Genomic DNA, 14,633 nt, shown 5'->3' with positions numbered 1-14,633 from the left:
TTAGGAAACTTTTGAATAGATATTATTTAAGCAGGCACAATCTAAAACTTTGTGACACCATCTTTATAATACGACTTAAATTATAAAATTATCTCTGGAAATATGATGACAAATAATGTTTCACCACGGACAAATAATTAGTTAATCTACACCAACAAAAAGCGGGTGATGGGACTCGAACCCACGACGTTCACCATGGGAAGATGACATTCTACCACTGAATTACACCCGCAAATAGCAGCTAGCCATTAAGCTAAAGCTAGGTGCTATTATACCACAATCTGCCAAGGCTGAATTTAAGAAGCGGATTTTTCCCGCTCTGATGGGAGGCTGATGACTTCATGTTCGCTGGATGCTGGGCGGGGTGGTTTTTTGCCGAAGCCGTAGCGCAAGGTATTCATGATCCAGTTTTGGAAGTTGTCAATATAGCTAAATATTACGGGTACTACCACCAATGTCAGCAGTGTGGAAGTTGTAAAGCCACCCATGATAGCGATTCCCATCGGTTGGCGGACTTCGGAACCAACACCGATTCCTAATGCTAGGGGTAGAGTACCAGCGATTGTTGCTAATGAGGTCATCATAATTGGGCGTAAGCGTGACACGCCAGCTTCGATGAGTGCTTGACGTTGGCTTTTGCCTTCTTGCATGTTGATGATTGTATAGTCCACTAACAAAATAGAGTTTTTGGTGACAATTCCCAACAGCAGTACAATCCCAATTAAGGCATAGAGTCCTAAGGGTTTTTGCATTACCATCAAGGCTACTAATGCGCCGCCTAAGCAAAAGGGTAAGGCTGCCATAATCGATAGCGGATGTAGGAAATTGTTATATAGCAGTACGAGAATTGCATAGATGCAGAGAATTGCTAATCCCAAGGCGCTACCAAAACCTCTAAAGATGTCTTGCATAATTTTTGCACCGCCAGAGGGTTGTTGCATAACTCCTGGAGGCAAGTTTTGCATAATCGGCAGTTTATTTACTGTTTGGACTGCTTCGCCGAGGGCGATACCTTGTAAGTTGGCTTCGACTGCAACTTGACGGGCGCGATCGTAGCGGTTGATGGTTGCAGGGCCGCTACCAAAGCGGATATCTGCAACGGCGAGGAGGGGAACTAAGCTGCCATTTTGACTGGGAACTTGAAGATTTTTGATATTGTTGATATCTGCGCGGGCTTTGGGATCGATTTGCACGCGAATGGGAATTTGCCGATCGCTTAAATTATATTTGGCTAAGTTGGCATCGTTATCACCAATGGTAGCTAAAGAGGCTGTACGCGCGATCGCTTGCACTGTCACACCTAAATCTGCGGCGCGTTGCGGATCGGGTATGACGAGAATTTCTGGTTTTACCAAACTGGCGCTAGAAGAGACTTCTACTAATCCCGGTATGGTTCGCATCTGCTTTTCTAAGTCTGACGCAGCTTGACTTAAGGCTTCGGGATTTTCACTACGCAAAACTATTGATAAACCTTTACGGCTATCACCTGGTACTTGGCTTTGGAAACTGATTCTCGCCCCTGGTATTTGTTGGAATAGGGGGCGTATTTCTTCCTCAAATTGTTTTTGGGAAATCTTGCGTTCTTCTTTGGGTTTGAGGTTGACAGCGAGGGTAGCTGTACTCAAATCTTCTGTAGCTACTACCTGAGCAACATGAGGGTTTTTCAGGAGGATGTTAGTTGTCTGTGTTACTACCTGATTCATATCTGCTAAGGTGGAACCAGGGGGAATTTCTATAGAAATACTAGAAAGTCCGTAGTCGCCATCGTCAACGAAACCCTTGGGAATCATGGGTACTAGCATCAGACTAGCTATGAAGAAAGCTAGAGCGATCGCTATTGTTGTTAATTTATGCCTGAGTGCCCATTGCAACAACGACTTATAGGGCTGAAATTTTCGAGGCTTGAGAGTGCTGAGTTGTGTTAGCGGTAGCGGGGCGTTCAGCCCGTGCTGAGTGCTGAGTTTTTTAGTTTTTTTGCTGGTTGTTGGCAGTTTAAATTTAAAATTTAATAATCGGATAAATCGTGGCTGATTCTGATCCTGTATTCCCTTACTGCGTGTATGGTCTTTATCCTTGAGTAAATAAGCCCCCATCATGGGGGTTATCATGCGGGCGACTAAGGTGGAAAAAATTGTGGAAATGGCAACCGTAAAGCCAAAGGGTTGGAAAAATTGTCCGGGAATTCCACCCATAAAGGCTACGGGCAGAAATACAGCAATAATCGTTGCTGAAGAAGCTACCACGGCTAATCCCACTTCCTCTGAAGATTCATAAGCCGCTTGCATAGCTGATTTTCCCATTGCCATGTGCCGTTCCATGTTTTCAATTTCCACGACGGCATCATCGACTAGGTTACCGACTGCTAGGGCTAAGGCTAGCAATGTCATGTTGTTGAGGGTGTAACCTAAAGCTTGCTGTACAGCAAAGGTGGGAATCATTGATAAAGGCAAGGCAACGGCGGTAATTAATGTTGCTCGCCAGTCCCGTAAAAATATCATAATGACGATCACCGCCAGTATGGAAGCCTGAATCAATTCATCGATGGTGCTTTCATAGGACTGGCGAACTACATCAGCCCTGGTAAATACTAAATCCAGCTTCACATCTGGAGGGAGGGTTTTTTCCAGTTCCTTAACTGCGGCTTTCACTCCTGATTCCACTGTTACCATGACGCTACCAGTGCTACGGAGAACCTGAAAGGCTACCACAGGTTTGTTATTCAAGCTTGCAGTTTGTCGGATGTCACCAAATTGATCATCGACGGTTCCTAAGCTGGAAAGAGGTACGGAACCACCACTAGGTAAGATGATTTCGTAGGTTTTCAACACATCCACACTGGCGGCGCTACCTAATGTGCGGATACTTTGTTCGCTACCACCTAATTCCGCACGTCCGCCTGGTAAGTTAATATTCAAGGCGCGGATTTGGTCGTTTACCTGGGTGGCGGTGATACCTAAAGACTGTAAGCGATTGGGGTCGAGGTTAACTCTGATTTCTCGGTCAACCCCACCCACACGTTTAATTTGAGCGACACCTTTCACCGCTAACAAGGCGCGGCTAATAGTTTGGTCTGTGAGGTTACTTAACTCTTCCACAGAACGGCGATCAGATTTGACAACATAGGTCATGATCGGCCCGCCAGCGAAGTCTAGACGTTGGACAATCGGATCATTGATGTCTTGGGGTAAACTTTGGCGAATTTGAGCGATCGCATTTCGCACGTCATTAGTAGCGCGATCGCTGTTTGTTCCTAATAAAAAATTGATGGTGGTTGTAGAATTACCATCACTGACCTTCGATATCATGTTGTCGATATTGCCCAAACCCGCGACAGCATCTTCAATCTTCTTTGTCACTTGCGATTCCAGTTCCGCTGGGCCTGCACCTGGTTGGGTAACAGTCACCGTCACTGCGGGAATATCAACGTTGGGGTTGGTGTCTATCCCTAAGGAAATGAACGAAAACCAACCAACTATCGTCAAAATCAAGAATAAAACTATCGTGGGGACAGGTTTTTTAATCGACCAAGCAGAGATATTGAAGGACATCGGAGAATTTTGGATTTTGGATTTTGGATTTTGGATTGATGGGGAAAAGTTCACCGCAGCAGATTCAGATTATGGATTCTTTATCCTTCCGGGGATATCAGTACTTTGTCGCCATCTTTGAGATAACCTGCACCTTTCACAACCACGCGATCGCCTAATTTCAACCCGCTTTTGATTTCCACTCTGTTACCGTTTAGAGGTTCTCCTAGTTCTACTTTCTGGGCGCGGACAATGTCTTCACCCGATAGCATGAATACAATTACACTGCCATCAGGTTGGGTTTGTACGGCTTTTTGGGGTACTGTCATGCCTAGGGTTGATGAGGTGGTAATGGCGGCGCGGGCAAACATTCCAGGTTTGAGCAATTTTGTTGGTGGTAAGTCGATTTTGACTGTGGCTTCTCGCCTTTGATCGTTTACCATCGGTTCTATCTCTCTAACTCGCCCTTGCAAGGTAACAAGGCGATCCAGATCGGAAGTCACTTCTACTGTTGCACCCACTTTCACTAGGGAGAGTTGAATGTCAGGAACTTTTGCTTGCAGTTGTAATTTGCCATCTCGAATAATCGAGAACAGCTTTTGCGTCCCACCAATCACATTACCTACTTGGGTTTGTGGTGGTACACCTGTCATATCCCCCACTCTCGCCAGTTTTTCGGCAATAATTCCCGATACAGGCGCAACAACTAGGGTTTGTGCTAATTGGGCTTGCAGTTGTCCTATTTTCGCGGCACTATTGCGAACATCGGCTTTGGCTTTGTTGACGTTGGCTTGGGCTATGCTGATATTTGCTTGACTACCACCAACATTTGCTTGGGCACTACGAACATTTTCTTCAGCAACACGCACAGTTTCTCTGGCAGTTTTCACCGTATAGGAACGAGTATCCAGTTCTTGTTGACTAATAGCACCAGAAGCCGCCAGTTGTTGATATCGCTGATAGTTCTTTTCCGCTTCTTCTAAGCGCGCCTGTGCTTGAGCTAAATCTGCTTGTCTTTGCTTAACAATCGCCACATTGGATGACACACTGGCTTGTTTAGATGTGACATCGGCTTGCTTTGATGCCATATCTGCTTGCTTCGATTCTATATCTGCTTTAGCTTGGCTAATTTGAGTTTGCAGTACAGAATCATCTAAAACTGCCAAAACATCCCCTTTGTTGACGAAAGCGCCTTCTTGGATATTCTCAGGAATTTTTTTAATTTGCAGTCCGTTGGTTTGGGGAAGTACAGGAATCAAATCGGAGGCGGCGACAGTACCCGTAGTATTGAGAGTCCGTGCTACACTTGCAGTCTCTACGGTAGCAACGGTAACTGTCATTGATGGTTTCAACTTTGCTGGTGGTTTGGCGATCGCATTTTGTTGACTAGTGGGACGATGGCTTAAAATACCCATACCCCCAAAAGCGATCGCTAATCCCAAACCTGTACCCAGTAACAGTGGCATCAACCATAGGCGAGTTTGCCGATCCTGTAGTTTTTGTCCTAAATCAGCATCTTCAGCCCTCAAAGAGTCTTCCATTTCGACTTTTGATGAACTTTCATCACCCACGGTCATACCTCTAGCTCCTGTAATATGAATAATTACTGGTATTTTTTAATAAAAGTTTAAATTTATTAACTTGTATGAAATATAGCTCATTTTTTGAGGCTCTGACTATCAGGATTCCCAGTAGAGAAACATGATACAGGTTGTACTTTTATTACAATAGAAGAATATTTGCAATATATTTATTGAATCAAAATATTGTCAATGAGTATTTGCACTGAATTACTGTCATATTTTTAGTATTAAAATGATATTGTCCAGCATTTATAATGCAAGGAAGTGAATACAGGTGCAGATAATCCAAATTTTTCTAAAGTTTCAGTCTGGCAAGCAGACTGAGTAATTTTTAACTACTATTACTTTTTCTGGGTATAGAAGATGAATATGGCTTAAATTTTCGAGAAATTTCTCATTATAGAATTATTTATCAGGTTGCAGTTATTGTGATTTTTTAGTATCTAACTCTCGTCCATCTCGATTGTTGATACGGAAATAATAGAAGTAAAAAAGCAGATAGGGCTAAGGCACATCTATACAAAACTGAATAATTTGTGGCAATGTATCTGAAAAAGACAGTAGCACCTTGAAAGTCATCAGTGCTGATGCCTAAAACAGTACTTAGGCTTTCAATACAGGATATTTCTCTCCATCGCTGAATTTGAGCATGAGGGAAAAACATATTCCTAGCCAAGACTTTAATCCTCTACTTGGGAATTTGAACCTTGACTACGAAACCATGCAAATTCCTGTAGGGAACTACTAGTTTTAGCTAAAGACTATAACTGAATAAAGCAGCAATACCGAAGCTTCTAACCTGTTATTTGCAGGCTAATGAAAGGATAGCCTGTTTTGTGGGAAAAATATCAAAATAGATAGAGCTAAAACTCTCAACCAGTAACAAAGGAGGAAATCTGCATTGCTGTCATTTTAAAGATGAAATTTAACGTATTTTGCAAAATTGACTATCCTGTTGATTGGTGAGAAATTTTTGCCAATACGTACTGAATAACCATAATCAACCTAATTACTAATTCGTAAGTCGTAATTCGTAATTAAACAGAGGTTTATATTCTACAACTTTTATAAGTCACGCCTTTACAGGTAGGGTCTAAATTCCCATCCTTAACCTAATTACGAATTAGTAACTACGAATTACGAATTGTTAATAAATTCTTATTCCAGCGAGTCAAAACCAATGTTCAATGCTACAGAAATTTTAATTGATGCTTTTGTTAATCAAATTCGAGAAGGCTATCATCGCACCTATGGCGCTTTAAAACATGATTATCAAGATATCATTGCCTGGGCTGGGAGCATGGCTTTAGAAAATATTGCCAATAGCGATGCTTTATATCACAACGTCGAACACACAATTCTTGTGACTTTAGTAGGACAGGAAATTTTACGAGGTAAACATATTCGTGAAGGTGGCGTTTCCAGTGATGATTGGTTACATTGCATTATCTCTTTAGCTTGTCATGATATTGGCTATGTCAAAGGAGTTTGTCGGCAAGACCAAGAGACAGAAGGCTTATATGCTACAGGTAAAGATGGCAAAATGATTTCTTTAGCTCCTGGTGCTTCTGATGCTAGTCTCATACCCTATCATGTTGATAGAGGCAAACTATTTATTGATGAACGTTTTGGTGGACATAAATTAATCGATGCAGAAGTAATTAAGTCGAATATTGAATTAACCAGATTCCCCGTCCCGAAAGCAGAAGACCATCAAGATACACATAACTATGCAGGCTTAGTCCGCGCCGCCGACTTAATTGGACAATTAAGCGATCCGCGTTATTTAAAGAAAATTACTTCTTTATATTATGAATTTGAAGAAACTGGGATGAATAAAATCTTAGGCTATCAAAACCCAGGCGATTTACGCAAGAATTACGCCAAGTTTTACTGGAATGGTGTTTATCCCTATGTGAAAGACGCATTACGTTATTTGGCGCTAACACAGCAAGGTAAACAAATATTAGCTAATCTTTACTCAAATGTCTTTGTTGTCGAGCATGAAAAACAACAAGAAGAATTGCGGTTAATGGCTAACAGTCATTAGTCAACATTTGTAGAGACGCGATTTATCGCGTCTGTCCAACAATTTTAGATTTTGGATTTTAGATTTTAAATTTGACATTTTGAAAATCTGCAATCGCAAATTGAGCACCTAAAATTCTGTCAAGGTTCAAAATTAATTATCATAGATTTAGAATTTTGACTTTCCGCAGGGCTTGACTATTAACCCTTGACCTCGGACTATTAACTATTAAACCTTGACTGCATATCAAAACTATGGATTGGTGGCAACGACTGAAAAAGAACCCTTTGGCAAGATTTGGGGCAATTTTGCTGTTGATATTCTATATAGCAGTAATTGCAGCAGATTTCATCGCCCCTTACGATCCTTATGCTTCGCAGCCAAATGGTTCGCTGCTACCACCTACAAAAATTTATTGGAATTCACCATCAGGACAAGCGATTGGGCCTCATATTTATCCCACGACTCAGGGAGATACTAATTTAAAGACAGGCGATCGCAAACTCATTGTAGACTTCAAAAAGCCCTCACCTCTACGTTTATTTGTCTCCGGGTCAGAATACCGCCTGTTTCAACTCAGTTTACCCCTACCACCTAAATGGGACGAAGTCACTATTATCCCTGGTATCCCCTTAAATTGGCATTTGTTTGGCACGACTGGAGAAGCCAAATTTAACATCTTAGGTACTGATGATCAAGGACGTGACCAATTTAGCCGTTTGGTGCATGGGGGTCGCATCAGCTTATTTATTGGGATATTTGGTGTGATTATCACCTATCCCCTGGGTTTACTCATCGGCGGGATTTCTGGTTATTTTGGCGGTAAAATTGATACCTTAATTATGCGCCTCGCAGAAGTGCTGATGACTTTCCCCAGCATTTATTTGTTAGTCACATTAGGCGCAGTATTACCACCGGGTTTAAGCAGTACTCAACGCTTTTTATTAATTGTAGTCATTACTTCCGTAATTAGTTGGGCAGGTTTAGCAAGGGTAATTCGCGGACAAGTACTATCAATTAAAGAGCGAGAATTTGTACAAGCTGCAAGAGCAATGGGAGGTAAACCAATGTATATTATCCTCCGTCACGTCTTGCCACAAACTGCCACCTATATAATTATCTCCGCCACCTTATCTGTTCCCAGCTTTATCAGCGCCGAAGCTGTGTTAAGTCTCATTGGTTTAGGAATTCAACAACCAGACCCCTCTTGGGGAAATATGCTATCTTTAGCCAGTAATGCTTCAATTTTAGTACTACAACCTTGGCTAATTTGGCCGCCAGCCGTGCTAATTATCCTCACAGTATTAGCTTTCAATTTACTAGGCGATGGGCTAAGAGATGCACTCGACCCTCGGAGTTTACGACGCTAATACCGCAAGGCAAAAGCTAAAAGAATTTTATTTCAGCTTTCGTGCAAAAAAAATCGATTGATGTTTAAATCTTGTAGAGACGCGATGAATCGCGTCTCCCCCGATGAATCGCTTAACCAAACCGTTTTTCTCCCTTTCCCCTTTCCCCTTTCCCCCTTAACCCAAAATTATTGAGATTCATCCTCAAGGACGCTATACCAACATCTTGAGGCAGATGACGCTAACCAGTAAATCAGTATCCAATATATCAGAGGCGAGTAATATGCTGGGATAAGGAGACTGATGGCATGAGTTGGCGAGCAATTTTGGGGTTATTCCAAGAGACTTTCAAAGAATGGAGTGAGGATAAAGCCTCACGGTTAGCAGCAGCTTTAGCTTATTACACAATATTTTCCATTGCACCATTACTAATTATTGTTATTGCCGTTGTTGGTGCGGTATTTGGCGAAGAAGCCGCCAGAGGTGAAATTTTTCGCCAAATTCAAGGATTAGTTGGTACACAAGGCGCAAAATTTATTGAAACAGCTATTCAAAATGCCAACCAACCAACAACAGGAACTATCGCTTCTCTGATTAGTATCCTAGTTCTGCTATTAGGTGCTACAGGTTTATTTACCGAGTTGCAAGATGCACTCAACACCATTTGGGAAGTAAAGCCAAAACCAGGAAGAGGAGTTAACACTATGGTTCGCCAGCGTGTTTTATCATTCACTATGGTGTTAGGAATTGGCTTTTTACTATTAGTTTCTTTAGTAATTAGTGCAGGTTTGAGTGCAATAGTAGCTTTCTTTAGTAACCTAGTACCGGGTGTTGATTTTCTCTGGCAAATTGTTAACTTTCTTCTAGGTTTTGCCATCACTACAGTACTATTTGGACTCATTTTTAAAGTTTTACCAGATGTGAAAATTACTTGGGGTGATGTTTTAATAGGCGCTTCTATCACCTCACTTTTGTTTTCCATAGGTCGATTTTTGTTAGGACAATATTTAGGTAATGGTAGTTTTGGCTCAACCTATGGTGCAGCTGGTTCGCTGGTAGTAATTCTTGCGTGGATTTATTACGCTGCTCAAATTCTCTTTTTTGGTGCTGAGTTTACCCAAGTTTACGCCAGAAGATATGGCAGTGGAATTACCCCTACTAAACACGCTGTACCTCTCAATCATGAGAGTTCTACTAATCCAGGTATCCAAGATAGCACTACCAATCAGCCGAGAATATCTTCTTCCCGCAAGCAGCCTTCTAACCTGATTAATCGCATCATGCGTTCATTTACCAAACCCAAAGGTGTTAAAAAGAGAAGAAGAAATTAAATTCCATCTTGTTGCAAACTTGGTAAAGTATAATCTGTCAGCAAACCAGTTAGCATACTCTTGCTTCCCAGAATGCGCGGATGGGTAGGTGTGGAAAATGTAGTCTCACTCAAAATAGGCGAAACCATTTGTGCATAAGACTTGCACCTATTTATTGATGTTCAACCACCCGCGCGCCTTACATAGAAAGACTTTCAGCTATTTTGGTTTTGCCTTTTTGCGATCGCCTATGTTATCATTGCTCCATCCGCGTAACAGAACCTTGAAAACCGCATATACATTAGCTTTGAAACTTCCGCCGTTGAAATTTCACTTAATCCCTATTAGGGATTGAAACTGCCAACAAAGAATGAATTAATTTTTCTCTGAGGTTGAAATTTCACTTAATCCCTATTAGGGATTGAAACAGGCATTGCCGATGGTGGGACTTATGCAAGTGGGTTGAAATTTCACTTAATCCCTATTAGGGATTGAAACTCCTTAGCTTTTCCCTTAGCTGCTTTGGTGCTTGGTTGAAATTTCACTTAATCCCTATTAGGGATTGAAACGGAAGATGCTAAGAAACGCGGGGCATCTAATTGTTGAAATTTCACTTAATCCCTATTAGGGATTGAAACATCTCGTAGCTGATACTAAGCTAGCTATTTTAGGTTGAAATTTCACTTAATCCCTATTAGGGATTGAAACAAGATGGGCAGGAGTATTTACATGATGCTGGCGTGACGTTGAAATTTCACTTAATCCCTATTAGGGATTGAAACGGGGTTTTGATTTCAGCTTGAACTTCTTGCTTTTCGGTTGAAATTTCACTTAATCCCTATTAGGGATTGAAACGATTTAGAAGCAGCTTCAGCTTTAACAATTGCTTGTGTTGAAATTTCACTTAATCCCTATTAGGGATTGAAACTTGAACCCAGGGCCAGAAGCCGAGTAACTGCTAGTTGAAATTTCACTTAATCCCTATTAGGGATTGAAACCACTAAGCACCAAGCATAGGGGAATTTAGCATTATGTTGAAATTTCACTTAATCCCTATTAGGGATTGAAACTTTGAGTACTGGCGTAGAGTTGTAACACAACGAGTTGAAATTTTATTGGCGTTGCATATTTGCGGGATGAATTCAGACTTCGGGAAAAAGCTAAAAGTCGATTCTTTGCGCCTTTGCGCCTTTGCGTGAGACAAAAATCATCCCATCAATCAGCAACGCCATTTTATTTACTCTCTGTCAGAGACCATTTATGCAGTGAATCTGAGGTAGGGTGTGTTACGGCTGTGAAAGGATTTGAGACTTAGAGAAAGATTAGATTTAGCCGTAACGCACCGTCGCGTGGATGGTGCGTTAGGCGCTAGGATAATTATTGCGTGACAAATCATATTGAAAATAAGCACCTAACACACCCTACAGCAAAATTTGACTTACTCTCTTCAGGATTAAAACCCTTTGCTTCCAAGCAAGCACGGATGATAAAAATGAAGTTGAACTCCATAAAAAAGCCCGCTTGTGCGGGCTTTTTATTGATTACCAAACTCTACAAATTGCCTATTACCTTATGCAACATTCAGAAAACCAGTCTGAATCAAATAAGCAGTATAGGTCATAAACATTTCCGAACTAATTGGCGGACAAACAATAGAACTACCTTCTAATGCTTTGAGAGTTTCCTCGCAGCTAATATGAGGTCTTCTGGCTTGTAGATACAAATCGGGAATTGTTAATTGTTCATCAGACCAGCGTTCTAACAAAAATGGCCGTAGAGTATATAAAGGATTGTCCGTAGAAGAGACATTATTAATTAACTCTGCTTGCCATTGGTCGTAAGGAATCGCCTTCACAGGATAACCGAAGGATTGTACCCACTTAATTAAGGTGCTTAAAGGCGCTGGTTGAGGATGTTGTAAATGGAATGCTTTACCTATAGATGAAGGCTGCATTGAGAGATAAACAATCGCCTTGCTAACATAATCTACAGGAGACATATCCATCATGTATTCTACATCTGGGAAATATCCCATTTGCAGACAGCCTTTGACCATCAAGTTGATAAAGTCATGGGTGTTACAAATACCTGTTTGGCTATCTCCAGAAATTAATGGTGGTCTGTGGATAGTTACAGGTAAACCTCTGTCACGGGCAATTTTCACTAACTTCTCAGCTACCCATTTTGTTTGGGAATAACCAAGGAAAATTCCTTCCCAATGCGCGAAGTCATCTTGCTCTTTCACTACCTTACCAGCATAAGCAGGTGATTCAAACACCGCCACACTAGAAACGTAATGTACAGGCTTGAGTTTGATTTGACTAGCTAATCTCAATACTTCTTGAGTTCCTAACACATTAGCTGCTTTCAATGCTGAATAGGGGAAAACATAATTCAGCAAAGCACCACTATGATAAATGGTGTCAATATTAGCAGCTAAAATTTGGAACTGTTCTGCGCCCATACCCAATAATGGGAGAGCTAAATCCCCTACAACTGGGATAATTCTCGACTTATATTTTTCATCCCAAATTGCGTAAGATTCGAGATTTTTTGCTAATTTGCTCTGACCTTCTTGAGCGTTAGCAGCCCGGACTAAGCAATATATATTGGCATTAGTTTGCTGCAACAATTCCCGAATAATAAATGCACCTAAATAACCTGTACCACCAGTTAAAAAGATGTTTTTTGGTTCAGTAATTGTAACTGGAGGTAAAGCGTCAGGGCGAATTGTGGGGTCAAGAACTACCTCGGCGTTTAAATCTAAAGCCGGGAGAGGAGCATTCGCAGGGGCATTATTTGTGTCTTGAACTACTGCATCTTCGGGTAAATCTTCTGCTAAACGCTGAGAAAGAGCAGCAATATTGGGATAATGCCACAACAGCAAAGGCGAAGGTTGGAAGCCCAGCATTTTCTCTAATTTGCTGACGAGAATCATTGCTTGGGCTGAATCCAAACCGTAGTTTTCTAAATGTTCGTTGACATCTATCTCGTCAGTTTCTACCCCTAGTAACTCAGCCAGATTAGCAACCAGCCAGGCTTGAATATCTGCGGCACTATAAGAATGTTTTGAATTCATTTTTTTACATCTCCAATGTAGAACTAGCTGGGCGATACTGACTGTAGTAATCGGGAATTTGTAAGCCTTGAAATCTCAAACTTTGGATGCGATATAAAAATGCTGCTCCGGTCATAATATGGTTAGCAACATCAACAACTTTGCGGTTTTGAGGTTCTGCTAAATAAGTACCGCGTACCCAGTCATTGAAGCTACCCATTGCCGGGCCGCACCAAATTTGATAATCAACTTCTCGTCCCTTTTCGCCAGAACTAGACCAACGGGAAGATAATCCTAAATACCAACGGAAAATCAATGCCATTTTCAATTTAGGATTATTAACTGCCTTGCCCAGTTTCTCCGGATTTTTTTGGGATAAATAAGCTGCTGTTCCTTCCCAAACTTCGGCAATAGTTTTCCGGAAAACTTGTTTTTCTAATTTCTCTCTTTCAGCTAGAGGAATTTCTTCAATGGAGTCATAAGCGCGGTATAACTCATACAACTTTTGCGCCCGCATTGGGAACATGGTGCCGCGTTTGAGAACTTGTAATTTGACTCCCATTTCAAACATATCAGCAGCCGGAGCCATCATGACATCAGCCATTTCTGCTTGGGCGAGCAACTTTTTAGTATGTTCACAAGCGCCAGATTCCACACAAGCTTGATTAATCGAACCTGTGACTACATAAGCTGCACCCATCATAAAAGCAGCTAAAGCTGATTGTGGTGTGGCAATTCCACCCGCTACCCCAATGCGAATAGGTTGAGAGTAATGATATTGTGCTTGAATTTCATCTCTCAAAGCCATGATGGAAGGTAACAAACAAACCAGAGGACGATTATCTGTATGTCCGCCAGAATCAGCTTCCACAGTAATATCATCCGCCATTGGCACTTGCGCTGCTAGAGTTGCTTGTAACTCGGTGATTAACCCTTGTTGTACAAGTTCCTTGAGGATTTTAGCTGGTGCTGGTTGGAGGAATTTGCTGGCTACTTCTCTACGAGAAATTTTAGCAATGACTTTATTTTTGATTTCAATTTGATTGGCCGCATTCAAACTTAATCCCGCAGCCCGATAATAAACAATGTTGGGAGTTAAATCCAAAAATGCTGAAGCTTCCACAACTCTCACGCCATATTTGAGGAATAAATCCACAGCACGGCGTTCAATTGTTGGTTCATTAGGGCTGTGAATTAAATTAAAAGCATAGGGGCCTTGGGGTAAGGCTTGTTGAATTTTGTTGATAGCAGCTTCCAAGTTTTCTGGGCTTAAACCACCAGCACCAAAGGAACTTAAAATTTTCTCTTTTCCTAGGGCAATTACCATTTCTTCGGAAGCAATAGCGCCAGCCATTGCCCCAGTTCCATAGGCATATTTCACTCCATAAGAGGAGAGAAAAGAGGGGTCACCTAGCTGTTGAATTTTAATTGGGGGAATGGATGCTAACAGTTCTATTGGTGATGTTACAGTCCCATCTAGGGGGCATAAATATCCCACATTGGTAACACCAATTCTGCCGCCGGCGTTCACAATATAACAGGGTTGATCTAAGTTGAGAAATTTAACTACTATTCCTGGTTGATCAAAAGAAATACAATCTGGGGAACCTTTCCAAATGAGGTTTTGTCCATAGGAATAGCAGGTAAATCCTAGTCCATTTTCGTGTTGACTTAGTGGCGCATCTACAGTAGTCACGCTAGTTATCCCTCGATTTATAAGCAAAGGTTTCTAAAGGATGAATGGTGAAAAAGAGGTAATACCAATTTTTTCTATCTT

Annotated in this window: 8 protein-coding genes, 1 tRNA gene and 1 CRISPR repeat array; of the genes, 3 read left to right on the top strand and 6 right to left on the bottom strand. The window is 41.4% G+C overall.

What is annotated here, in order from left to right; translation table 11 throughout:
- Positions 1-160: 160 nt before the first annotated feature.
- The 3 genes from HGR01_RS23880 to HGR01_RS23870 all read right to left on the bottom strand — a co-directional run bounded on the left by HGR01_RS23880 (position 161) and on the right by HGR01_RS23870 (position 5,104).
- A tRNA-Gly gene (locus HGR01_RS23880) sits at positions 161-232 on the bottom strand.
- A 64-nt stretch (positions 233-296) separates the two neighbouring features.
- The gene (locus HGR01_RS23875; RefSeq protein ID WP_045874166.1) at positions 297-3,548 is read right to left on the bottom strand and encodes an efflux RND transporter permease subunit; all 3,252 of its coding nucleotides are present in this window, start codon (positions 3,546-3,548) and stop codon (positions 297-299) included.
- Between the two features lie 80 nt (positions 3,549-3,628).
- Positions 3,629-5,104: an efflux RND transporter periplasmic adaptor subunit gene (locus HGR01_RS23870; RefSeq protein WP_228045418.1), complete on the bottom strand. Its 1,476-nt coding sequence runs from the start codon at positions 5,102-5,104 to the stop codon at positions 3,629-3,631.
- A 1,186-nt stretch (positions 5,105-6,290) separates the two neighbouring features.
- On the opposite strand from HGR01_RS23870, the gene HGR01_RS23865 reads away from it, so the two are divergent.
- The 3 genes from HGR01_RS23865 to HGR01_RS23855 all read left to right on the top strand — a co-directional run bounded on the left by HGR01_RS23865 (position 6,291) and on the right by HGR01_RS23855 (position 9,819).
- Positions 6,291-7,160: an Npun_R2479 family HD domain-containing metalloprotein gene (locus HGR01_RS23865; RefSeq protein WP_045874167.1), complete on the top strand. Its 870-nt coding sequence runs from the start codon at positions 6,291-6,293 to the stop codon at positions 7,158-7,160.
- A 233-nt stretch (positions 7,161-7,393) separates the two neighbouring features.
- The gene (locus HGR01_RS23860) at positions 7,394-8,509 is read left to right on the top strand and encodes an ABC transporter permease (protein ID WP_045874168.1); all 1,116 of its coding nucleotides are present in this window, start codon (positions 7,394-7,396) and stop codon (positions 8,507-8,509) included.
- Between the two features lie 287 nt (positions 8,510-8,796).
- A complete protein-coding gene (locus HGR01_RS23855; RefSeq protein WP_045874169.1) occupies positions 8,797-9,819 on the top strand; it encodes a YihY/virulence factor BrkB family protein in 1,023 nt (340 codons plus the stop codon).
- On the opposite strand, the gene HGR01_RS23850 is transcribed toward HGR01_RS23855, so the two are convergent.
- The 3 genes from HGR01_RS23850 to HGR01_RS23840 all read right to left on the bottom strand — a co-directional run bounded on the left by HGR01_RS23850 (position 9,816) and on the right by HGR01_RS23840 (position 14,552).
- Positions 9,816-9,947, bottom strand: coding sequence for a hypothetical protein (locus HGR01_RS23850; RefSeq protein ID WP_255325364.1), 132 nt, complete (start codon positions 9,945-9,947; stop codon positions 9,816-9,818). The two genes, HGR01_RS23855 and HGR01_RS23850, sit on opposite strands and share 4 nt — an antisense overlap.
- A gap of 172 nt (positions 9,948-10,119) precedes the next feature.
- A CRISPR array of direct repeats spans positions 10,120-10,868; the repeat unit is 37 nt; unit sequence GTTGAAATTTCACTTAATCCCTATTAGGGATTGAAAC.
- Between the two features lie 500 nt (positions 10,869-11,368).
- Positions 11,369-12,877, bottom strand: coding sequence for a thioester reductase domain-containing protein (locus HGR01_RS23845; protein WP_045874170.1), 1,509 nt, complete (start codon positions 12,875-12,877; stop codon positions 11,369-11,371).
- 4 nt (positions 12,878-12,881) lie between these two features.
- On the bottom strand, positions 12,882-14,552 hold the full coding sequence (locus HGR01_RS23840; RefSeq protein ID WP_045874171.1) for a PfaD family polyunsaturated fatty acid/polyketide biosynthesis protein: 1,671 nt from the start codon (positions 14,550-14,552) through the stop codon (positions 12,882-12,884).
- Positions 14,553-14,633: the final 81 nt, after the last annotated feature.

This window comes from Tolypothrix sp. PCC 7712 (assembly GCF_025860405.1).
Taxonomy (GTDB): domain Bacteria; phylum Cyanobacteriota; class Cyanobacteriia; order Cyanobacteriales; family Nostocaceae; genus Aulosira; species Aulosira diplosiphon.
Note: the sequence above shows the minus strand (reverse complement) of the source record. Positions and strands in the feature narration are given on the sequence as shown.

Excerpts from the sequence above, each read along its gene's own strand:
- HGR01_RS23865 (WP_045874167.1), top strand. The coding sequence starts at position 6,291 with ATGTTCAATGCTACAGAAATTTTAATTGATGCTTTTGTTAATCAAATT.
- HGR01_RS23855 (WP_045874169.1), top strand. The coding sequence starts at position 8,797 with ATGAGTTGGCGAGCAATTTTGGGGTTATTCCAAGAGACTTTCAAAGAA.
- HGR01_RS23850 (WP_255325364.1), bottom strand. The coding sequence starts at position 9,947 with ATGGTTTCGCCTATTTTGAGTGAGACTACATTTTCCACACCTACCCAT.
- HGR01_RS23845 (WP_045874170.1), bottom strand. The coding sequence starts at position 12,877 with ATGAATTCAAAACATTCTTATAGTGCCGCAGATATTCAAGCCTGGCTG.
- HGR01_RS23875 (WP_045874166.1), bottom strand. The coding sequence starts at position 3,548 with ATGTCCTTCAATATCTCTGCTTGGTCGATTAAAAAACCTGTCCCCACG.
- HGR01_RS23870 (WP_228045418.1), bottom strand. The coding sequence starts at position 5,104 with ATGACCGTGGGTGATGAAAGTTCATCAAAAGTCGAAATGGAAGACTCT.
- HGR01_RS23860 (WP_045874168.1), top strand. The coding sequence starts at position 7,394 with ATGGATTGGTGGCAACGACTGAAAAAGAACCCTTTGGCAAGATTTGGG.